At 62.2% G+C, this 21,606-nt stretch carries 18 protein-coding genes; 7 read left to right on the top strand and 11 right to left on the bottom strand.

What is annotated here, in order from left to right; translation table 11 throughout:
* The first annotated feature begins 97 nt into the window (after window positions 1-97).
* Window positions 98-2,575, top strand: coding sequence for a hypothetical protein (locus KF886_13435; GenBank protein MBX3178357.1), 2,478 nt, complete (start codon window positions 98-100; stop codon window positions 2,573-2,575).
* A 46-nt stretch (window positions 2,576-2,621) separates the two neighbouring features.
* Here KF886_13435 and KF886_13430 read toward each other — a convergent pair whose 3' ends face one another.
* A complete protein-coding gene (locus tag KF886_13430; GenBank protein ID MBX3178356.1) occupies window positions 2,622-2,795 on the bottom strand; it encodes an XRE family transcriptional regulator in 174 nt (57 codons plus the stop codon).
* Window positions 2,796-3,228: 433 nt separating this feature from the next.
* On the opposite strand from KF886_13430, the gene KF886_13425 reads away from it, so the two are divergent.
* Genes KF886_13425 through KF886_13415 form a run of 3 tightly spaced genes read left to right on the top strand, consistent with a single transcriptional unit; the run spans window position 3,229 to window position 7,623 of the window.
* Window positions 3,229-3,657 (top strand): virulence RhuM family protein, encoded by a 429-nt coding sequence (locus tag KF886_13425; GenBank protein MBX3178355.1) that lies wholly within the window; start codon window positions 3,229-3,231, stop codon window positions 3,655-3,657.
* A 58-nt stretch (window positions 3,658-3,715) separates the two neighbouring features.
* Window positions 3,716-6,037, top strand: a complete 2,322-nt coding sequence (locus tag KF886_13420) for a DEAD/DEAH box helicase (protein MBX3178354.1) — start codon at window positions 3,716-3,718, stop codon at window positions 6,035-6,037.
* Window positions 6,034-7,623 carry a ribonuclease H-like domain-containing protein gene (locus KF886_13415; protein ID MBX3178353.1) on the top strand — a complete coding sequence of 530 codons (1,590 nt, stop codon included), beginning with the start codon at window positions 6,034-6,036 and terminating at the stop codon, window positions 7,621-7,623. The genes KF886_13420 and KF886_13415 overlap by 4 nt, the downstream gene beginning before the upstream one ends.
* Before the next feature lie 129 nt (window positions 7,624-7,752).
* On the opposite strand, the gene KF886_13410 is transcribed toward KF886_13415, so the two are convergent.
* Together KF886_13410 and KF886_13405 are read right to left on the bottom strand one after the other, a co-directional pair.
* Window positions 7,753-8,787, bottom strand: a complete 1,035-nt coding sequence (locus KF886_13410) for a prohibitin family protein (protein MBX3178352.1) — start codon at window positions 8,785-8,787, stop codon at window positions 7,753-7,755.
* On the bottom strand, window positions 8,784-9,947 hold the full coding sequence (locus tag KF886_13405; GenBank protein ID MBX3178351.1) for an SPFH domain-containing protein: 1,164 nt from the start codon (window positions 9,945-9,947) through the stop codon (window positions 8,784-8,786). Before KF886_13405 ends, KF886_13410 begins: the two co-directional genes overlap by 4 nt.
* A gap of 246 nt (window positions 9,948-10,193) precedes the next feature.
* Between KF886_13405 and KF886_13400 the strand changes: the two genes are divergently transcribed.
* Both KF886_13400 and KF886_13395 read left to right on the top strand, forming a co-directional pair.
* Window positions 10,194-11,501 carry a hypothetical protein gene (locus tag KF886_13400; GenBank protein MBX3178350.1) on the top strand — a complete coding sequence of 436 codons (1,308 nt, stop codon included), beginning with the start codon at window positions 10,194-10,196 and terminating at the stop codon, window positions 11,499-11,501.
* Between the two features lie 152 nt (window positions 11,502-11,653).
* Window positions 11,654-13,216, top strand: a complete 1,563-nt coding sequence (locus KF886_13395) for an aldehyde dehydrogenase family protein (GenBank protein ID MBX3178349.1) — start codon at window positions 11,654-11,656, stop codon at window positions 13,214-13,216.
* A 7-nt stretch (window positions 13,217-13,223) separates the two neighbouring features.
* Here the strand turns inward: KF886_13395 and KF886_13390 are convergent, their stop codons facing one another.
* On the bottom strand, window positions 13,224-15,242 hold the full coding sequence (locus KF886_13390) for a right-handed parallel beta-helix repeat-containing protein (GenBank protein MBX3178348.1): 2,019 nt from the start codon (window positions 15,240-15,242) through the stop codon (window positions 13,224-13,226).
* Window positions 15,243-15,413: 171 nt separating this feature from the next.
* Here KF886_13390 and KF886_13385 point away from each other — a divergent pair, with 171 nt between their 5' ends.
* The gene (locus KF886_13385; GenBank protein MBX3178347.1) at window positions 15,414-15,665 is read left to right on the top strand and encodes a UPF0175 family protein; all 252 of its coding nucleotides are present in this window, start codon (window positions 15,414-15,416) and stop codon (window positions 15,663-15,665) included.
* A 422-nt stretch (window positions 15,666-16,087) separates the two neighbouring features.
* On the opposite strand, the gene KF886_13380 is transcribed toward KF886_13385, so the two are convergent.
* The 7 genes from KF886_13380 to KF886_13350 form a co-directional block, all read right to left on the bottom strand.
* A complete protein-coding gene (locus tag KF886_13380) occupies window positions 16,088-16,357 on the bottom strand; it encodes a hypothetical protein (GenBank protein ID MBX3178346.1) in 270 nt (89 codons plus the stop codon).
* Entirely contained in the window at window positions 16,354-16,572 is a 219-nt protein-coding gene (locus KF886_13375; GenBank protein MBX3178345.1) for a hypothetical protein, read from the bottom strand. Before KF886_13375 ends, KF886_13380 begins: the two co-directional genes overlap by 4 nt.
* Window positions 16,573-16,732: 160 nt before the next feature.
* Window positions 16,733-16,957: a DUF4926 domain-containing protein gene (locus KF886_13370; GenBank protein ID MBX3178344.1), complete on the bottom strand. Its 225-nt coding sequence runs from the start codon at window positions 16,955-16,957 to the stop codon at window positions 16,733-16,735.
* 190 nt (window positions 16,958-17,147) lie between these two features.
* Window positions 17,148-19,463: a hypothetical protein gene (locus KF886_13365; GenBank protein ID MBX3178343.1), complete on the bottom strand. Its 2,316-nt coding sequence runs from the start codon at window positions 19,461-19,463 to the stop codon at window positions 17,148-17,150.
* Complete coding sequence (locus KF886_13360; protein ID MBX3178342.1) at window positions 19,460-19,852, bottom strand: BlaI/MecI/CopY family transcriptional regulator; 393 nt, start codon at window positions 19,850-19,852, stop codon at window positions 19,460-19,462. The genes KF886_13365 and KF886_13360 overlap by 4 nt, the downstream gene beginning before the upstream one ends.
* 434 nt (window positions 19,853-20,286) lie before the next feature.
* Window positions 20,287-20,535, bottom strand: coding sequence for a hypothetical protein (locus tag KF886_13355; protein MBX3178341.1), 249 nt, complete (start codon window positions 20,533-20,535; stop codon window positions 20,287-20,289).
* A 172-nt stretch (window positions 20,536-20,707) separates the two neighbouring features.
* On the bottom strand, window positions 20,708-20,968 hold the full coding sequence (locus tag KF886_13350; GenBank protein ID MBX3178340.1) for a type II toxin-antitoxin system MqsR family toxin: 261 nt from the start codon (window positions 20,966-20,968) through the stop codon (window positions 20,708-20,710).
* Window positions 20,969-21,606: the final 638 nt, after the last annotated feature.

Below are 21,606 nucleotides of genomic sequence, written 5' to 3'. Positions count from 1 at the left end.
AAACAATCTCAAGCAAATGGGAATTGTCTTCAAAATGTATGCGAACTCGTCTAAGGGAAATACCTTTCCCCTTCTGAGCAGTGAAGGGGGAAATCTCATGTTTCCCTGGGAAGAGGTCTATCCTGAAATACTTCGGGACGGTACCATACTCAATTGCCCGGGACCGGCGGGCGAGCGGCCGGAAAATCCATTCACCGACCAGTACTACGTCTACACGGGTTATCTGCTGACGGAGCAGGCCGACCTCGTGGCCTTCGCCGATGCTTACAGCACCGAGATCGCGGGCGACGGCGACTTTTCCGGCAACTTGCCCGGAACGACAAGCTACGGTAACAGCGTCTTTCGCCTGCGCGAAGGCATCGAGCGTTTTCTGATTACCGACGTCAATAGCCCGGGGGCCGGGGCCAATCTCCGATCTACGATTCCGGTCATGTGGGATTGGCCCGACAACCACGACGAACGCTACGGTTCCAATGTGCTCTATATGGACGGGCACGTGAAATTCGTCCATTTTGGCGAGAAATTCCCCATAACCGAAGAAGCCTTCGCTGTTCTGGCGGGGCTGGCCAATCACACCCCGCCCACGGACTGGGCGCCCAATGAATTCCTTGAAAACTATCCCTATGCTACGACCAGCCCGCTGCCCGGCCGATGCGGCAACAACATGAGGCATTTGGGACTCGTGAACACGATGTTTGCCAATAATAACCAGGGGAAATTTCTCCCTCCCTTGAGTAATGCGGGCGGGCGGCTCATGTTGGCCCCGGAGGCCGTTTATCCCGAGTATATAAACGACCCGATTGTGTACACGTGCCCGGGCCGTGAATCCGATGATCCTCTGCCCTTCTTCGATGACGTCCACTATGCCTACCTGGGCTATCTGATGCTGACCGAAAGTGACGTCCAGCAGTTTGCCGCAGCCTACACTCAAGTCATCGCCGCGGACGGCGAATTCACCGGCGACCTCGACATCGCGACCAGCTATGGGAATGCCCTGCTCCGGCTGCGCGAGGACATCGTGGAGGCCATCCCCCAGGGGCCGCCCGATCCGACCCAGCCCGGCATCACGCAGAAAAGCATACCGGTCTTGCTGGAGTGGCCCGAGAATCACGAAAGTGAAAGCGGCGGCAACGTTCTCTTTCTGGACGGCCACGTGGAATGGATGCCCTATCCGGGTGAATTCCCCATGACCGAGACGGTCATCACGACCCTCCGGGGCCTGGCGCAAAACAGCCCGGCGACGACTTGGGCGGATTCGACCGTGCTACCCGTCCCCTATCGTAACGATTGTGCGTCTAATCTGAATCAATGGTCGCTTGTGCAAAAAATGTATGCCAATGAGCATCAAGGATATGTCTGGCCACCCCTCTCCCTGGTACCCGGCGAGCTGGTCGCCCGCGACGCGGAGGTCTATCCCGAATATATGGTTGATCGCGAAATTGGGGTGTGCCCGGGAGCGGGCGTCGACGGCGCCGCCGTTGAGATGCTGGATGACCGCCACTACGTGTATCTTGGCTATGTGCTCCTCAACGACAGCGACGTGCAGCAGTTTGTCACGGCCTATGGCAATGAGATCGCCGGGGGTGGCGACTTTTCGGACGATATCGCCATTGAAATGAGTTACGGAGACACCATGGTGCGTATTCGCGAGCGCATCGAGCGCTACGTCCTGGAATATGGCGAGCCCTCCCCCTTTCTTTACGTGCCACGGCGCACTATTCCCGTCATGATCGAGTGGCCCGGCAATCATGAAGGCTACACCGGTGGCCACGTCCTTTATATGGATGGCCATGTGGAGTGGATCGAGTATCCCGGCAAGTTCCCCATGACCGAAGCCACCATCGCCGCCCTCGATGGCCTTGCTGACTGGACCCCGACCACCTCGTGGACCGTGCCCCGTTTTCAAAGCTTCCATGACTACGATCATGGTCTCTGCGCGAGTGCCGAGAAGCAAGTCGGCCTCGCCTTCAAGATCTATGCCAGCACCGCCGAGGGCGAGTTTTTCCCGCCCCTCTCCGCCGAGGGCGGTACACTCATGATGGATGACGCGCGGTTCCTCAAGTATGACCTGCGCGAACTGCGGCTGTTGAATTGCCCCGGTTCCGCGAATGCCTACCGCCAACCGGCGGCGGACGATCACAGCTACGCCTACTTGGGCTACGTGATACGCGATCAGGAAGCGCTGGAGCGATTCGCCACGGCATACGGGCAGCAGATTGCGGATGGCGGAGATTTCACCGAAGACCTGGCCGTGGGCGAAGAAACCGTCTACCGCCTGCGCGAAGGGGTTGAGCGCTTTCTAATTACCGATATCAACAATCCCGGCGCAGCCCGGTCTTCCCAGAAAAATATTCCCGTGCTCGTGGAATGGCCCGACAACCACGGTCAACTCCGCGGCGGCAACGTGCTCTACATGGACGGCCATACAGAGTGGCTCGACTATCCCGGCGAATTCCCCATGACGGAGGAGGCCATGGCCATCCTCACCGATCTCGCCGGGCGCGGGCCCATACGCGAGGCCGCGCCGCCCCAAGCGCAAACCCGGCTGGAAGCCCTCCTGGGGCCTGGGGGCTGAGCTTCCAACTTGAGTTACCCAACAGTTTTCCCGCGGGCGCGCTGCCTCACCGCACCACCCGTGTCGTCGCGGCCGCTTGACGTTGGGTCAGACCTTGGTCTTGAATGGCCTTGTAGATGCGTAGGGCCGGTCGCGATTTGAGTTGGGCTTCTTCCGATTTCTGGATGCCGAAGTCGGCGAATACATTGCCCGAACCCTCGGTGATTGCTCTTTCGTCCATTTGTACCTCGGGGGGGCTTTTCGAAGTCCTTGCGACAGGTCCTTCTTCATATTACCTTCAGAATCCCCCCATGCCAACATACTGTCTTGGCGGACATGGCTTTTGGCTTTCCTGGCGCTCTATTTGACGCCAATTGTCAACTTGTCCGTGCCTTCACGATGCCCCAGCCTGCGTGGTCACGACGTGGCTACTCCGCGCCTGCCGGCGCGGTTGGACAGCCGGGACGGCTATCCTACATTCAGGGGTGGACAGCCGGGACGGCTATCCTACTTTCCTTGCAATCCGGCACCACTGATGCTATATTCAGTCTCATGGATGTCGCCCAGACGCTAGACCGCCTTCGATCGGATCCGGAATTCTGCCGGGATCTGACGAAGTGGCCCACGATCCCGCCGCGCGCGGCGCGGTTTGCAGCTAATCCAGAGGCGGCGCCATGAACGATGACGCGGCGCGAGGCGAGCGCTCCGACTTTTTGCTGTATACCGCAAAAGACCGTAAGGTGAACGTGGAGGTATTCCTCCGTGACGAGACGGTCTGGCTGACCCAGCGTGATATTGCGGATCTATTCGGCTCGGAGCGAAGCGTCATAACGAAGCACCTTCGTAACGTATTCAGGAACGGCGAGCTGGAGGAGCGTTCAGTATGTGCAGTTTTTGCACGAACTGCCGCCGACGGGAAAACCTACAACACGAAATACTACAACCTGGACGCTATTATCTCCGTGGGCTACCGGGTGAACTCGCGCGAGGCAAAACTGAAAGCCGAACAGGAGTTTGACGTTTATCGCGTGAAGCAGGACCGGGAATATGTCTCGGACTTTGACCGGGAGGTACGGCGAATATCGGGAAAGGACGACGATTAGAATTGGCGGCGCAACCCGTCTCTTGCAATTCGCAACCACTGATGCTATATTCAGTTTCATGAACGTAGCCCAAACCCTGGACCGCCTTCGCTCGGATCCGGAATTCTGCCGGAATCTGACGAAGTGGCACACGATCCCGCCGCGCGCGGCGCGGTATGCGGATTTTCCGGCGGGGATGCATCCGGATCTTGTTGCGGGGATGCGTAAGCGGGGCATCCATCAACTGTATACGCATCAGGCGGAGGCGGTGGCGGCGACGTTGGGCGGGGAGCACACGTGCGTGGTGACGCCGACGGCTTCCGGGAAGACGCTGTGCTACAACCTGCCGGTGCTGAACACGATCTTGCGGAATCCGCAGGCGCGGGCGCTGTACCTGTTTCCGACGAAGGCGCTATCGCAGGATCAGGTGAACGAATTGAAGGGGGCGATCGACACGATGGAGGTGAAGATCGGGACGTATACCTTCGACGGGGACACGCCGGCGTCGGCGCGGCAGGCGGTGCGGAGCGCGGGGCATATCGTGGTGACGAATCCGGACATGCTGCACACGGGCATTCTGCCGCACCACACGATATGGATCCGGCTGTTCGAGCACCTGGAGTATGTGGTGATCGACGAGATCCACCATTACCGGGGCGTGTTCGGGAGCCACCTGGCGAATGTGATCCGGCGGCTGAAGCGGATTTGCGCGTTTTACGGGTCAAACCCGCGGTTCATCTGTTGCAGCGCGACGATTGCGAACCCGAAGGAGATGGCGGAGCGGATTATCGAGGAGCCGGTGCGTCTGATCGACAACAACGGGGCGCCGGCGGGCGAGAAGCATTTCCTGTTCTACAATCCGCCGGTGGTGAACGCGGAGCTGGGCATCCGCCGATCCTCGGTGAAGGAGGCGAGCCGGCTGGCGGCCTCGCTGCTGTTCAAGGATATCCAGTCCATCGTATTCGCGCGGAGCCGCCTGCGCGTGGAGATTCTGACGACGTATCTGAAGGAGGCGGTGCGGAAGATGGGCAAGAGCCACCACCTGGTGCGGGGCTATCGGGGGGGCTACCTGCCCACGGAGCGCCGGGAGATCGAGCAGGGCATCCGGAACGGGGACGTGATGGCGGTGGTGAGCACGAACGCGCTGGAGCTGGGCATCGACATCGGCGCGCTGGACGTGTGCATCATGACGGGCTACGCGGGGAGCATCGCGAGCACGTGGCAGCAGGCGGGTCGCGCGGGCCGTCGCAACACGGTGTCGCTGGTGGTGCTTATCGCCACGAGCGCGCCGATCGATCAGTATATTATCGGGCACCCGGAGTATTTCTTCGAGCAGCCGCCGGAAACGGCCACGGTGGACCCAAACAACCTGATAATCCTCACGAGCCACCTGAAGTGCGCGGCGTTTGAGATTCCCTTTGTGGAGGGCGAGGCCTTCGGGCTGGACGCGAAGTCGACGGGCGAAATCCTGGATTATCTGGCGGACAACCGGGTGCTGCGTAAGGTGCGGAACAAGTGGCACTGGAGCGCGGACACCTACCCCGCTTCCGACATCAGCCTGCGGACGGCGGCGCCGGGCAACGTGGTGATCCTGGACACGTCGGACAACGGGCGGGTCATCGGGGAGGTGGATTTTTTCGCGGCGCACGTGGAGGTGTATCAGAATGCGATCTACCTTCACCAGAGCCAGCAGTACACGATCGACGAGCTGGACCTGGAGGACCGCAAGGCGTATGCGCGGCCCGTGGAGGTGGATTACTACACGGACGCCGAGATGAAGGTCGATCTGAAGGTGCTGGACGTCTTCGAGAGCAAGCCCGAGCACGAAGTGGAGCGGTGCTGCGGCGAGCTGAGCGTGACGTGGCTGCCGACGATCTATAAGAAGATCAAGTTCGGTTCGCACGAGAACGTGGGCTGGGGCGAGATCCACCTACCCGAGCAGACCATGCACACGACGGGCTACTGGATCGAGTTCCCCCTGGACACGGCGGAGCGCTTCGGCATTGCGAAAGAGGAACTCGGCGAGGCGCTGAACGCGCTGGCGAACACGCTCAAGCAGGTGGCGCCGGTGCAGGTGCTCTGCGATCCGAGCGACATCCGCGCGCAGGCGATGTTGCGGTCGCCCACCGGCGAGTTGCCCACGGTCTACCTGTATGAACGGTACCCCGGCGGCGTGGGTATCAGCGAGAAGCTGTTCCACCACCACCGGCGGCTTCTGGAGGCGGCGGTGTCGCTGCTCTCGGATTGTCCGTGCCGGGAGGGGTGCCCGAGTTGCGTGGGGAGCGTGCTGGAGACGGGCGTTCACGGCAAGGGCGGCGCGCTGCGGCTGGTGCGGATGGCGCTGGGCGTGGAGGACGCGGCGGCGCCGGCCGATCCCGAGCAGAAGGCCGCGCTGCCATGAGCGACTTGAAGAGGAAGCTCGACGCACTGAAGGGCATGACGGGCCTGGGCACGGCGGGGGATGTCGCGCCGGCGGCGGCCAAGGCGCAGGAATCTCAACGGCCCGCCGAGACGCCGGATCGGGCCGAACCGGCGGACCCGCTGCCTCCGCAAGATCGGGGCGCGACTCCCACGGGCAAGCTGGCGGACCTGTTGAAGGCCCACGGGCTCAAGACGGGGGCCACGCTTCAGCGCGAACTGGCCGAGAACCCGACGCCGCGCCGATCGCCGCCGCGCGAGGCCGCGCTGCCGCCCTCGGGTAACGTAAACCGGCTGCGCGGCCTGGCGGATCGGCTGGGCGTGCCGGTGGACCATACCTTTGAGGCCCCGATCGCGCGCGGGCCGCGGATCACACAGGAAGAGCGCGAGTCCGGCGTCTACCTCCTCGAAAACCACATTCCCGGCGAGATAATCGGCGAGCCGGACCGCGGCTTCTACCTGATACGCCACGATTACCCGCTCGATTACCGCCAGGGCATTGTCGAACTGGGCGCGGCGCTTCAGAGCCAGTCCCGCCACATCGCCTTATCCGCGTGCGACCCAACGCTGGCCGATTTTGATCCGCGCCGGGCCTGCTTCGTGGACACGGAGACGACGGGGCTCATGGGCGGGGCGGGGACCGTGGCGTTTCTCGTGGGCGTGGGCTATTTCTTGGACGACGCCTTCCGGCTGGACCAATGCATCCTGCGCGATTTCGACGATGAAGAGCCAATGCTGGAGTATCTGGCGGAGCTGTTTGACCGGCACGACGCGCTGGTGAGTTACAACGGCAAGAGCTTTGACCTGCCGCTGCTCCGAACCCGTTTTATTCAGAACCGCATCCCGTTCCGCAAGGGCGACATCCTTCACCTGGACCTGGTGCACGCCGCGCGGCGCTTCTGGAAGCAGCGCCTGAAGGATTGCAGCCTCGGCAATGTGGAGCGCGAGATCCTCTCCATTTACCGCGAGGGCGACGTCCCCGGCTACCTGATCCCGCAGCTGTGGTTCCGCTATCTCGACGAGCGCGACGCCCGCCCGCTGGAGGGTGTGATCTATCACCACGAAATGGACATTCTCTCGCTGGTTTCTCTGACGGCGTGGATGTCGCAATGCCTGGATGCGCCCGCGGGCCAGGGATTCGCCCACACGGAAGACAAACTTTCGGTGGTGCGGCTCCACTTCCGGCAGAAGCAGTACGACGGGGCCATCGAACATGCCGCCGCATTCCTGGAAGAGGTGAGCGATTCGCCGTTGCGGCGGGAATGCCTGGAGATGCTCGCGCTGGCGTGCAAGCGGCGCGCGCGATGGGAAGAAATGCAGGAGGCCTGGGAGCGGCTGCTGGAGGAATTCCCGGGGGACCCCGAAGCGCTGCACGAACTCGCCAAGCACTATGAGCACCGCGCCCGGGACCTGGAGTCGGCCGCTCGCCTTTGCCGCGAGGCGCTCACCGCGTATGCGACCCGGAGCGGCAGCGCGGGCCTGGAGCGCCCGGAAGCGCGCGCCTTCCGCCACCGCCTGAAGCGGCTGGAGAAGAAACTGGGCCGACGGGGCGGATCGCTGGATTTTTGAGGGCGTTACCGGGACAGAGTGGACAGAGTGGACAGAGTGGACTAAGTGGACTGAGTGGACGGAGTGGACGGGGTGGACCGCGCGACATCGCTCGTGAGAGGTTCGGTCTACTCCGTTCAACGAGCCCTGTTACTCCTTCTTCTCGCCCAGCGCCCTGGCGCCGTAGAGCCCGAGCAGCGCGTTGATGTCCATTGAGCGCACGTCGAGCCCGCCGCCGCCCATGGGCACCATCACGATTTTCTTCTTCGCCAGCGCCTCGGCGATCCGCAGCTTGACGACGTCCGGCGCGCCGTCGCCCGAGAGCGCCTCGTTCATTTTCGTTATACCTTCCGCCTCCGCCACGGCCTCCGCCAGGATCGCTTCCGCGATCCGCTCCTGCTGGCGGAAGTAGGCGTCCGCCTCGATCTTTGCGCGCTCAAACTCGCCGTCTGCGGCGGCCTTAATCTTGGCGATCTCGGCCTCGGCCTCCTTCACGAGCGTGATGTACTCCTGCTCCACGGCCTTCGTCTCCGAGCGCAGCTTCTCCACCTGCTGATCGGCGATTTTTTTCTCTTCGATCGCCTCCTGGTACGCCGGCGTGAAATTGTAATCCTGCAGGAGCACCTCGGTCACGTCGACGCCGTACTCGGCCAGCATCTCATTGAGTTTGTCCTTAACGATTAACGCCTGGCGGCTGCGCTTTTCGGCCTGGTAGAAGTCTTCCGTCTTGAGCTCGCCGAAGATGTCGCGCGGCTTGCTGCGCCCGATGGTTCGCACGATATTGTCCCGTATCTGCAGGTCGGTCGCGCCCACCTGCTGGAGTATCAACGGGCCACGAGCCGGATCGATGCGATAGGAAATGATGACGTCGAGGCTGATGTCGTTCCCGTCGATGGTCTTGAACAGCAGGTCATCCCGCATTCCATAGCGATCGCCCGCGCCCGGTGAGGCGGTCATTTCGAGTTTCTGGATGCGCGTGTCAAAGGTATGCCAGTCCGTAATGAACGGCACAAAGAAATGCGTTGAGCCCGGCTGGTAGACGTGATCCTGCACACCCTGGCCGCCGGTGGGCGACCACTTCACGGTGCGGACGCCGATCTCCGTGGGTCCGGTGCTGTAGGGCATGCACCCGGCCAGGGAGCCGAGGAGCAGTATCGCGACGAGTAAGAGTTCCGGGCGTTTCATTGGGCTGCCTCCTCCGCCGCGCCGGGCGCCGGGAGCGGCCGGGGCTGCCTCGCCGGCGCGGATGCGGCATCGCCCTGCGCCACCCCGAACATGCGCAATACGCTGTCCAGGTCAAGCGGGTTAAGGCCCAGATCGCCGCCCGCGGGAACGTAGATGGTGTCCAGGCCCTCGAGAACCTCGGCCATGCGCATCGCCACCATAGCGTCCGCGCCCAGGGTCTGCATGGCATCGTTCTTCATGCGGATTCCCTCCGCCTCCGCCCGCGCCACCATTAAGTCGGCCTCGGCCGTCTTCGTGCGCTGGTACAGGTCGCGCTCCGCTTCCTTCTCCACCCGGTAGGCGTCGCCCTCGGCCATCTTCACCTTAACCATGTATTCCCCCTCCTCCTTCGTCCGCATGAGGACCTGCCGCTGTTCGGCGGCCCGCCCCTTGGATTCGTTGGTAAACACGAGCTGGTCCTGGAGCTTCTTGTCTTCGATGTTCTGCTGGATCGATGGGCTGTACTCGAAGTAGCGGACCAGCACGTGCTCGACTTCCATGCCTTCGTTGGCCAGTTTTTCGTTGAGAATTTCGCGCGCCAGATGCGCCTTGGCGACCCGCAACTGCGAATCGTAGAACTCCTCCGTCGTGAGTTGTCCCAGAGCCTCCTTCAACACGGATTCGGCCTTGGGCAGCATCCCGAGCTCGAGGAACTTCTGCTCCTGCCCCAGGCGCGTGAAGACTTCGTAGGGATCGACGATCCGGTAGAGAATGGTCGCGTCCACATCCACGAAGAAGCCGTCGGAGGTTTGGATCTTGGCCCCCTTGGTGACATGGGCTCCCGCGCCCGGCGTCCCGGCATAGTTGGTGAGCTCGAGCACCTGGATGCTCTGCGGCAGCCGGTGGACCTGCTCCACGCCGAACGGAATACGGAACGCGTAACCGGCCGGGTAGATCTTCTCCTGTACGCCGCGGTTAATGCCGATATGAACGACCTTAATCCCAAATTCGTTGGGGCGGACGTACTCGAAGCACAGATTGAAGACCACAAGCGGCGCCAGGAGAAAAGCCGCCAGCGCCATGGCCAGGAACATCGAACGGCGCGAGAGGCCGGAGCCGCCCGGCCCCCGAAACGCGGGGCGCCCGCCTTCACCCACAAACTCTGGTTTTCCTCGACTCATAAGGCTCCCTGTCCTTTCCCGCACGGCGCGGTGTACCGATAGCGCTTGTAGTACAGCCGGCGCCCGCAATTCATTCGCTACCGGCCCCGATGGCCGGGAGTTTACGGTTTTCGCGCCTGGAATTCGAGGCGTACGGGCTGGCGCACGCCAATTTGCGACAATTTCACATCTTGACAGTTTTGGGTAAAGTGTTTAAACTTCCAGTAAGGGGAAGTGTGACAAACAAGACCGTAAGGGACCGCACCGATGGACGATTCACAGTACGGGCACAACGAAGCGGATGCGCCTGGCTCCACGCTGGAAAACGGAATCAAGCAGATGCGAGAACAGCATAGAGCCCGGTTGGATCAATTGTCCACCCTGATGGCATCGCTGCAATCGGTTTCGGAGTCGGTGAATGCCGACGGCGAAGTGCTGGATGCGCTTGCCGACGCCGCGCGCGGCGAGCTGGATTCCATTGCGAAGCGGGTTCACGAATCCGCCTCCTCCGATCGCGAGTCGCTGCAATCCCGCATCGACGAGTTGTCGCAGGCGCTGGAGCAGAGCGAGCGCGAACGCACTTCCCTTTCCGAGCAGCTGGAGGCGCGCGGGGCGGAACTGGAAGAGCTGGCCGCGCTCCGCGAGGATGCCGAGGCGCGGGGAGCGATGATCGCGGCGCTCGAAGCGCGAATCGGCGAATTTGAAGCGCGTCTGGGCGCGGGCGAGGACATCGAGACACTCCAGGCTACGGTGCGCGATGCCGAGGCGACGCATGAGGCGCTGCGCACGGAGCTGAAGTCGGTTCAGCGCGAGCTGGATTCCCTGCGGCAACAATTGGACGAGGCGGCCCGCGAACGCGATGCCGCCCGTGTGGAATTGGAGGGCGCGCGGGAACAGGGCCGCCGATCGGTGCTTGCCCAGCAGCTTGCCGAGGCGATCGCGGAGACCGAGCGCCTCGAAGATGAGAACGAGCGACTGAAGGGCGAGTTGGGTCGCTCGGGAGGCGCCGAACCGGCCCCCTCCCTGCAATTCCCCGAGCTGGAGCCGGCCGCCGTTGCGCCCGCGCCCGCGCAGGTGTCGCGTTCGGCGGAAGACGAATTGCACCGCATCCAGGAATCCGCGCGGAAGCCGCAGCACGGCCCGAAACGGGTTATCGGCCAGATTCTGCTGGACGCGGGCGTGATCTCCGGCGACCAGCTTCAGACCGCACTGGAGTTGCAGAAGAGCAACCCGCAGCAACACCTGGGATCCCTGCTGGCGGAACTGGGCTTTGCTTCCGACGAAGCAATCGCCCAGGCGCGCGCGAGCCAATGCGGGGTGGAGTATATCCGTTTCAGCGAGTCGACGGTGGACCCGGAAGCCGCGGCACTCATCTCGCGGCGCCTGGCCGAGCAGCATACCTGCATTCCCGTATCCGCTACGGAGGACATCATGCGCCTGGCGGTTGTGAATCCCATGGATTTGCTCGCCATCGAGGACGTCGAGCGATTCTCGAACCGCAAGGTCGAGGTTGTCGTGGGCACCGGGCCCGACATCGAACAGGCCATCGCGCGGTTTTACTGGGAGCCGGAGTGACCGGAATCCATGGTTCACCCCGTGTAACCTGAAGCCCCCCGCGGCGGTCAGATCCATACGCAGCTTGGGCCGCCTTTACCGCGCGGCCCCTCTTGTTGGCATACCAGGCAGCACCCGCCGGTACTTCGGCGCCGCACGAGGAGGTTCCACGCATGGCCGAGTCCCACGACGGTTTTTCGGTACACAACCCGCGAACTGGCGCGCTTCTCTATCGTGTGACGCCACCGGGCGCGCCGGAAATCGACGCCGTCTTCGAGCGGGCGCACCGCGCCTTCCCGCAAGTGCGCGATCTTTCGGTCCGCGAGCGGCTGGCACGCCTCGGGCGCGTGAAGGACTGGATTCAGGCCAACAAGGAAGCCATCGTACAGCGGGTCGTGGACGAGACCGGCAAGCCTCGCATTGAGGCGCTGATGACGGAGGTCTTTCCGGCGCTGGATCTGATCCAGTATTACGAGAAGAACGCCGCCCGGATACTGCGCGACCAGCCGCAGCCCACGCCGCTGGTTCTTATGGGGAAGAAATCGAGGATCCAGTATGAGCCGCTGGGCCCGGTGTTGATCATTTCGCCCTGGAACTACCCGTTTAACCTTTCGATGACCCCGATTATCACCGCTTTGGCGGCGGGAAATTCCGTTGTCTTCAAGCCTTCCGAGCACACGCCGCTGCAGGGCCTTCTTGAGGAGATCTTCGCGGACGCCGGCCTGCCCGAAGGCGCCGTGCAGGTCGTCTATGGCGGCAAGGAAACGGGCAGCGCGCTAATCGCCCGGAAACCGGCGAAGATCTTTTTCACGGGGAGCGACGCCGCCGGTCGCGCTATTCTCAAGCAGGCGGCGGACGATCTCATACCGGTGGAACTGGAGCTTGGCGGCAAGGATCCCATGGTCGTATTCGAGGACGTTTGCCTGCCGCGGGCGGTGCAGGGGGCGCTTTGGGGCGCCATGACCAACAGCGGACAAACCTGCACGTCGGTGGAACGGATATTTGTGCAGGATCGCATCGCGGAGCAATTCGTATCGGAACTTGGGGCCGCCATGGAGCGCCTTACGATCAGCCGCGAGAACGCGCCGGCCGCTGATCGTCTCGACCTGGATCTGGGCTGCATGACGGCGGAATTTCAGCTGGACAAGGTGGAACGCCAAGTGGAAGACGCCGTTCAGAAAGGGGCCACCGTGGTGTGCGGCGGCCAGCGCATCCCGGGCACGCGGGTCTTCCCCCCCACGCTGATCACGGGCGTCACGCCCGAGATGGCGATCCACGGCGAGGAGACGTTTGGGCCCGTGGTGACGGTGACGCCTTTCGCCGGGGAGGCCGAGGCCATCGCACTCGCGAACGACAGCCGCTTCGGCCTGAGCGCGAGCGTGTGGTCCGGCGATCCGGAACTGGCGGAACGCGTGGCGCGCGCGATCGTGACCGGGAATGTCTCGATCAACAATGTGCTTGCGACGCAGGGCAACTCCGCGCTGCCTTTCGGCGGCACGAAACACTCGGGCATGGGCCGCTACAAGGGCCCGCACGGCCTCTACTCCTTCTCCAACGTGAAATCCGTGCTTGTCGACAAGAACAGCGGCCGGAAGGAACCGATCTGGTACCCGTATACGGCGGAGAAATACAAGCTGATTTCCGACCTGATCGATGCATCGGTCACCGGCGGCCTTCGGGGCCTGCTGAACACCGTACTGGTGGGCCTGCGGCTGAGCAAGTTCATGAAACCCTGATAGTCGCCTACTCCAGCGAGGTGCGGTATTCGTCAAGGCGCAATCCGATGGCGCCGAATGGAATCGCTTCGAAACCCGGAATCTGCTCAAAGACGGCGGCGTCCTCCCGCAGCGTGAAATCCCGCGCGGCGTAGTCCACAAAACCGGGGTCTTCACGGGTAATAAAGCTCTCGCTTATAGTCCAATTTCCGTTCACGAAGTTCTTGCAGCGCACGGCGACATTCCGCGACGCCCGGTTCAGCCGCAGGCCTTCGTACTCGAAGAAATCCTTCAACTCCGGGTAGCGCTCCGTAAACGGGGGCCGGGTGATGTCCACTTCCGCCAACAGGCGCTCCCGCCACAGATCGCCGCCGAGCCATTCCTTCCAGGTCGCATCGCCCCACGGGGCGGCGCCCAGGGCGAGCCCGCACTCGATGAAGACGTTGTTCGTCACGGTGTTGTCGTGGCCGCCATGGTTGAATACGGCGCCGAAACTTCCGCCCGAGGCCTTGTAGAACACATTGCCGTGCACTGTCTGTCCGCCGTCGCCGTCGTCGAAGTAAATCGCGCAGCTTCCGTGCGCCATGGCGCTGCCGATCCCATGCCAGTAGTTGTGGCGAATGATCGTGCCGCGGTGCGAGGGGTTGCGGCCCATGTAGAAGGCGCCGCAGTCGTCGGAATTCATGCTGACATGGTGCACATCATTCAGCTCGAAGATATGATCGTTGCCCGAAAGCAGAATAGCCTGGTGCGGCGCATCGTGGATCTCATTGTGCGCCACGTACACCCCCACGCCGTCCATCACGATGTTGTAGGCCGCTGTCCGCATGCGCTCGGAGACACGGTAGATGTGGTTGTTCACTACGCGGTGGCCCGAAGGGGTCAAGGCCTTGCGATCCCCGCCGCTGATGTGGAGGCCGCCCGTGCCGTTGTTGTAGATGTCGCAACTCTGCACCGTGTGGTCCGCGCCTCCATCGACGACCACGCCGACGAGGCCGGCATTGCGGATCGTGCAGCCGGCGAGCGACACATGCTGCCCGCCGGTAACGGTTACCGCGGTTCCCGCCGCGTATTCGAAAGTGAGGCCCGTAATCTGGACATGGGACACGTCACTCAGGGCAATCAGGGGTTCCGCCGCCAACGCGAGCATCACCTCCGCGCCTTCCAGCGGTGCGGGCGGCCAGAAGTAGAGGGCCCCCTCGGCGCGATCGATGAAATACTCACCGGCGGTGTCGAGTTCTTCGAGCAGGTTCACGGCGCGGTAGCGGCGCGGCGCGGGATTGCCACTGCCGATGCCGTAGACGTGTTTGGATCCGAGCGTGATCGTGCGCGACTCCGGATCGACGGATTTTACGCGAATCGTCTCGGCCGCCCAGTCGAAACACCAGTAACCCTCCAGCCAGACATCGGCCACACCGGCCCAGCGCGCCGGGTGCTCCCCGCTGTAGGTGAAGGCGCCGAAATCCTCCGATGCGTGATTACGCCACGTGGCGGGGCCACTCTCGACCACGGCCTCTATTTCGGCCCAGCCCTCGTTGGGCCACTGGGACAGGGTCATGCGCTCGCCGTTGAAGTAGAGCTCCGGGAGGGCTTGGGGAGTCCGGAAGGCGTCGGGGAAGGCCCCCAGATCCGCGATACCGAGCGCGCCGAGATCGGCCTGTAGCACCGTTCCCCGGGCCTCGACCGGAACACGCGCGGCCGCCGCTTCGGGTAGCGGCTCGAAGGCGTCCGCCGGCAGCATCCGCCCGCCCTGGATGCGCGCGCCACCTTGATTCACCGCCCGATAGATCACCGGGGCGTCTTCCGCGCCGCTATCCTCCTCCGTAAAGACCACCGGCTCGGTGTGCGTGTAGACGCCATCGTGCAGCCACACCGTGTGCGGCCCCGCACCGGCCGCTCGCACGGCATCGCGCGCGGCCCCAAGGGTAGCCAGCGGCGACGCCTCCGTGCCGGGGTTGCCGTCGCTCCCCGCGGGGGCGATGTGGAACTCCGTGGCGCGGGCATGCGCCACATAGAATACCAGGGCCATGACAACAACGTACCGCATGATGATTCCTTTCCGTACTGGTGTGTTCCCCCCACGCCAACTATACACCATACACCGCCTCCGGGAAGACTGCGGCTGCACACGATCATGCGCCCTCGGCGGGCCGCATTGCCGGGGCCAACCGAGTTGCGGGTATAATAGTGATATGGTTGGTAAACGGAGAATTTCGCGATGACTACGATGACTGTCGAACTTCCAGAAGGTGTGCTGGGCGCGTTGCGCCTTTCACCGGCGGACTTTCCCGGTGAGTTACGGCTCGCGGCCGCCGTCACCTGGTATGAGAGCGGCAAAGTCTCCCAGGAAATCGCCGCACAGGTCGCGGGCATGTGCCGGACTGACTTCCTCCTGGCGCTGGCCCGGATGGGAAGGGATTCATTTCAGGTAGATTTTGACGACCTCGACCGTGAGCTCTCCCGTGGCTGACGCCGCCGTCGTTAACGCCTCTCCGCTTATTTTTCTCACTGCCGCCCCACCAGCGTCTATGCGGCATACAACAACCTCCAGGGCAAGAAGGAAATGCTCAACAAGCCGCTGATGAACCACGCCGTGGCGCCGGAATGGGATGCGATGGTGCTGGAGACGATACGTGGGCATGTGGCAGCGTCAAGGGACTGACAAACCGCGACACATTAATTCGAAGCGCAATAGCCTCGCGTTCACCAGGGCATCGCGGTGATCGGCGGCCACGAGAAGTCGGGACAACTTGAGCCGGCGTGGACGTCCGGCCGTACGCATCACGGCGTTCTTGACGGTCATGACGTCTTCTTGGCGTCTAACGCATCAGTTCGGCGGCGGTGCGGTGCGCCTTCTGCTGCATGCTATGTTATGCAACCTCACATCGACCATCAAAGACGCTTGAGCAAGGCGTCGTACTCAGCGTGTGAACCGATCCAGAACCAAATAATCGTCTCCCCCTGCCGAAGGCCGACAGCGCGCCAATCGATACCGATCCGCACCGAGTAAATGGGCTGGCGGCGGTGCACCCGCTTGAACTGAACACCGGGATGAGCCGGGTTCTCCTTCCAGAGCAGGTAGCTGTGGCGTGCGCGCTGACGCACCTCGTTCGGGAGATTCATAAATAAGCGGCGGAATTCCGCAGTGACATGCGAATTCAAAGCTCGTCAAACCCCGACTCCAGAGTTCGACCAGCCCGGTACTCCTCCAGAGCCTCGGCCGCAAGCCGCTCGAGTTGGGAAGCGGAGGCGGCAAATGAAGTGTCCCACTTCGCTTCGTCCGCCAGCTCTTGGAGCAGTTGCGCAGCGATGCGATCCTGCGCCTCCTCGGGCAGCTTCGCGGCCTCGGCAAAGGCCTTCTCCAGCAGCTTCGTCATGGATTGCACCTCCTTGCTTCATTGTACAACCCCGAGGTGAAGTTGATCATGTTCGCAGTGCATAACACACTCGATTCAGCGGGTGGTGGTTGGGAACTGTTCTTGTCAGAGAGGGGGAGCGACCCGATCCGCCGCTCCCCTCGAATCGTGTTTCTGCGATCTAAGCTGTACGTCGGGCGTGGAGAAGTTCACCAGGTTCTATTGGCCGAAGATCGCCGGCATCAACGGTGACAAGCGCCACTGTCCGTCCCCCGCCATCGACAAACTCGATCTCATATCCGCGACCGCCTTGGTAAACATGCACCACAGTTCCCACGTCACCACGATTCAGTTTGTCGTGCGGCGGCTCGCAGTCCAATACCACAAGTGAATGTTCAGCAATCATTTGAAATCATCCGGGTACGCTGTCACCAGTCGAAAGGGTTTGTCGTCCTCTACGATCCATACCGTCAATACGACTCCACGCCGGTAGATCGGTCGACCTACCGATCGCGCCGCCTTGTATTTTACACCAAACACCGTGATTTCGCTATCGAATTGGCCGCACGGACCGAGGGACCGTTCCCCGCAACTGCCTATGCGGGTTGACCGCCCGGCCGGACCAGCGAAACACGGAACGCCACCAACTCATGACGCGCTCCCGGCCGCACCGTCATGAAGTAAATCCATCTCGGATCGTGAATACTTTCCAACCGAATGGAATGCGCCGTCTCGGCGGTTTCAAAAACCGGAGGCGTGGCGTCAGGGTCCTGTTGCGTTGTGCGCGTGTAGTTGAGCCTGATGTCGAAGCCTTCCGAGCCATTTTCCGCGGTTACAACCGAAACCAGAACACCCAATTTCATACCTTCAAATTCATAAGCGATCTCGTCATCCTGCGTGTATGGAACTTCGGTCCCAATCGAAATCGTCGCCTCCTGTCCGTCAAGGGTGATTAACTTGGGCGCACCTACAATTTTGCCGCGGCCCGCGTCGACAAGTTCCATGATTCCCGCTTTGCAAACGGACCACTCCTCGTTACTCGCGGTTCCCGCAACAAGAGCCTTTGGATCCTGCTCACTTCCGCCCGTAACGGTTCTTGACGCAGGGCTGTCGTTCTCGGATACGCGCCTCATCGCATCGGGCAATTTCAGGTCCGCATCACGGTCAACCTCCATTATCCACGCATCGACCACAATCTGCCGAACGACGGCAAAGGGCAGTGTCAGCCATTCGCCCCTGGGTGCGTACGTGGCGTTCTCGCCGAAGGCTTCCTTCAGGCGCGCCTCGTCAACGGTGCCGTTCAGTACATCGATGCGCCTGGCTACTGGGTCCACGCGAATCTGCTCAGCTTGGACCGTGCCGAAGTCCCTCAATAAGAGATTCGCATTGAAAAACAGAAAGGTTGAGGTAAACTCCAGGCGCTCGGCCTGTGCGGTAAACTCGGCGAATTGCGCCTCCACATCGCCTTCCCACACCATCAGGCCGTCGCTGTCGCTGCCTGTGGTGTGTTCCAGTCGTTTTGCCTTGATATTAATGTCCACGGCATGCTGCGCCGAGTGGAGCGTCAAGCTGACTTCCTCAAAAACCGTCATCCGGTGGTCCCGCGGCCCGAACGGTCCCATGACACCCGGCTTGACGTGATCCCTGGAAATTCTTTCCGCGGTCATGTTCAGGATTTGATACTCGAGTCCGGGCAAGAAATTCTCGGGTTCCGGCACGGCTGTACCTTCCGACGCGATCACCAGTTCCTCCTCCGCATCGGCCCTTCCCGGCGCATCGTTAACCGTAACAGAATCAATTGACGTCTCATCGGCGCTCTTCCCGACGGGATCGAACCCCTCCTTGCGTTCATCGGTCGCCTCATCAGTCGCGCCAGGCAGTACCCACCCCGCCACCAGCACTACGACCACCATCGCCCCGTAGTGCCCCCAGCCTCGGCGTCCATGTCCGCCGTCCAGCGCCATCCGCACGCGCCGGTCGAGCGCGCGAAAGTTGTCCGCCATGCCCGCCATGGCCCAGGGAGACGCGGGCAACGAAACACGTTCCGCAACATTGACCAAGGCCCGCGAATAGGCCTCCCCGCTGGCTATCCCGCGCGCGAGCACCAGGTCGTCGCAGCAAAACTCGCGTTCCTCGCGGATGCGGGGGTTCAGCCACCACACGGCGGGGTTCCACCAGAGCAGTGCCTGTGCCGCAGCCTGGAAACCGTTGACCAGCGCGTCCCTGCGCCGCACATGGGCGAGTTCGTGCGCGAGGAGGATTTCGAGCTCGTCCGCTGGCATCGCCGCGGCCCACGAAGGCAGCAGAACGAAGGGACGCAGGATGCCGCCGGATTGCGGCGCGCTGGCCCCGTCGCTGAGACAGAGCCGGGGCGTGCGCCGCAGCTTCATGGCGCGGACAGCCGCCCGAAAGCGCTGCCGCAAGGGTTCATCGCCGTCGACGCCCCCGCGCAGTAATTGCCTCGCCACACGCCACTGGCGCGCGATCAGGAAGAGGAGCATCCCGGCGCCCGCCACCTCCAGGACCAGCAACCACGCCAGCGGAGAAAGCGCGGGCGCTTGAGGCGCTATACGCGCCAGGGGAGCGGGCGCAGGCACCGTCGCTGTTGCTGGCGGAGGCGGCGCAACCACAACTTCGTACACGTCCGTGTTCAACGCCGGTGCGGGGACACCGCTGAATGCGCGCGCCAGCAGATCCGAAAACCCGTAGGCCACGCCGAAGACCGGCGGCAAGGCGAACTTCAGCAGCACCACCAGCAGCAGGCCGTAGCGGAAGCCCGGCCGCAGCGACCTGCCCGCGGCCAAGATCACCCCGACTACCGACAGAAGCAAGGCCCCCTGCCACGTGGACGCCACCGTCCAATCCCACCATGCCGCCGCAATCCCGTTGAGCGCTTCGATCATGCGGTTCATACCCTGCCTCCCTTCTTTTTTTCCTGCTCATCGAGCAACTGCCGCAGCGCCGTGATCTGCTCTTTCGTGAGCGCTTCCTCTTCCACAAACATGGACATAAGCGGCACGGGGTTGCCGCCAAAGACCCGGTTCACCAGGTTCTTCACCTGCTCCCGGCCCGCCGAGCGCCCGCGCTGGTTGGGCCGGTAGAGGAAGGCCCGCTGGCCCTTCTCCTTGCTGTGAGACACCAGCCCCTTGGCCTCGAGCCGCCGCAAGAATGTGACTACCGTGGGCTGCGCCCAGCCTGTGGATTCCGCGAGTACCGCATATAATTCGCGGGCTGTCGCCTCCTCCATCTCCACCAGGGCCTGCAAAACTTGTGCTTCCGCTTCCGATATCAATGGCGCCATGGTTGCCTCCTTCAGATTGTCCATGGGCGCAGTATATTTACATTTGTAAATATTGTCAAGACAAATTTTACATCTGTACAAGTTGAAGCACGTGCGGCGCGCCACGGGCGCCATCCTTCACCAGCCTACGGGGGCACCCTCAAACGACACTTTCAGCCCGGGAAAAACTCGGGCAGGGCCTCGCGGGCGCGGGGGCGGAGCCGTTCCGCTACGGTCGCGAGGATGGGCCGGTAGGGCCATCGCATGTATACGCCCACCTCCGCCCAGGCCCCGACCTGGGCTAGCAGTCGATCCGCTGCGGCGTCGCAGTAGTGTCGTTTCCGAAGCAGGGGAACGACGCGCTCCATCACGATGTCGCGGATGCAAGCGCCTCCCGGACTTACGGCCCGGACGGCATCACGCGTTGCCTGCGGCTGCTGTCGATCAGGTCAACATCAGACCGGCGTACGGCCGCGCGCCCTGGCCTTCGCTTCGAGGTCCTTCCGGATGGGCAGCCGGGTTCCTCCGGCCAGTACATACCGCAACCGCCCTTCATCCATCATCCGGTGTATGGCCTGCACCGTAACGCCCAACGCTTCGGCGCCTTCCCGAACGCTGGCCAGTTCCGCGGCTACAACGCGTCCCGCGTCGAATTCCGCCTTGTGTGCGGCCAGCAGTCGCGTGATACGCCGCTCAGACCGCATTGACCAGAAGCCATCGCCACACGCCGAACAAAACTGACCGTCCAGCTCGCTTATGTCAAGCGGAGGATAGCCCGCGGGCTGAATTCGTTCCGACTGACCCGCCCGTTGGCGCATACTTCCGCGCGCGCCGCACGCGGGGCAGTCTGTCCACTTTTTTTCCCGCATCGGCCTACTACTCCCGTCCTTTAAAGGATATGACAACCGTCATATCATTCAGAATTTGAACCTTCACGTAGGCTTCTCTGCCGTTTATTGATGGACGGTAAACATCTTGCCAAAGGCCACTGTCGTGTACGGCAGTCATCGACTTGTAAAAACTCCAATGCTCGATGGCAAGCAATTGCGTAGCCACCTCAGCGGAGGAGAGAAATCCAAAATCCCGCGCGGCGCACTGTAGCGCGGTCTTGGTGAGTCGATACTGGCCCGCCTCAATAAGCTACTTTATGCGAGACAGCGTGTAGTGGGGCTTACGCTTCTCCATACCCCCATTCTAAACTGAATGGTTTAAATTTTCAACCGATTAATTTCCCTACACTGCGCGTATCCCCTGCTCGCCTCGTCGCAATTCTTTCTCTCCAAGTCTCGATTGCTATACATTACAATGACGGAACAAGAGTCAATATATGAAAAGGAGTAACACTTTAGCCGTATGAGGCACCCCTGGTGGGAGAGCATGTCTCGGTCAAGAGAGCGTGAATCGAAGGATCGCGGACATTTCCGCCACGGCGCACCTTCGGCCTGTCTGCAGCAGGAGGAGCGCAAGACTTCATGTGATTGCTGCGCTTGTGTATAGACCCCGGTCCCGATTGGTGATTCCGGTTTTGGGGACGCCGGGAATCTATTCCAGGCCAGCCATGCCCGTTGAAAGCCGACGCAGGCGTTGCCGCAGGCAAGAATGCCCGCGATCCTTTAGCCGTGCTTCCTCGCAGAATTACCGGAGCGCTTGGAAGTATACCTGCTCACTGCTTCATACAGCTAACGTATTACGAAAAGGAATCCTTGCCGCCAGCGTTCGTCCGTCAATATCGTGGACGGTAGGCCCGACCACCGGATGCGCCGCTCGTTTTGGGC

The sequence above is a fragment of the Candidatus Hydrogenedentota bacterium genome, assembly GCA_019637335.1.
Classification (GTDB): Bacteria; Hydrogenedentota; Hydrogenedentia; order Hydrogenedentales; family JAEUWI01; genus JAEUWI01.
Note: the sequence above shows the minus strand (reverse complement) of the source record. Positions and strands in the feature narration are given on the sequence as shown.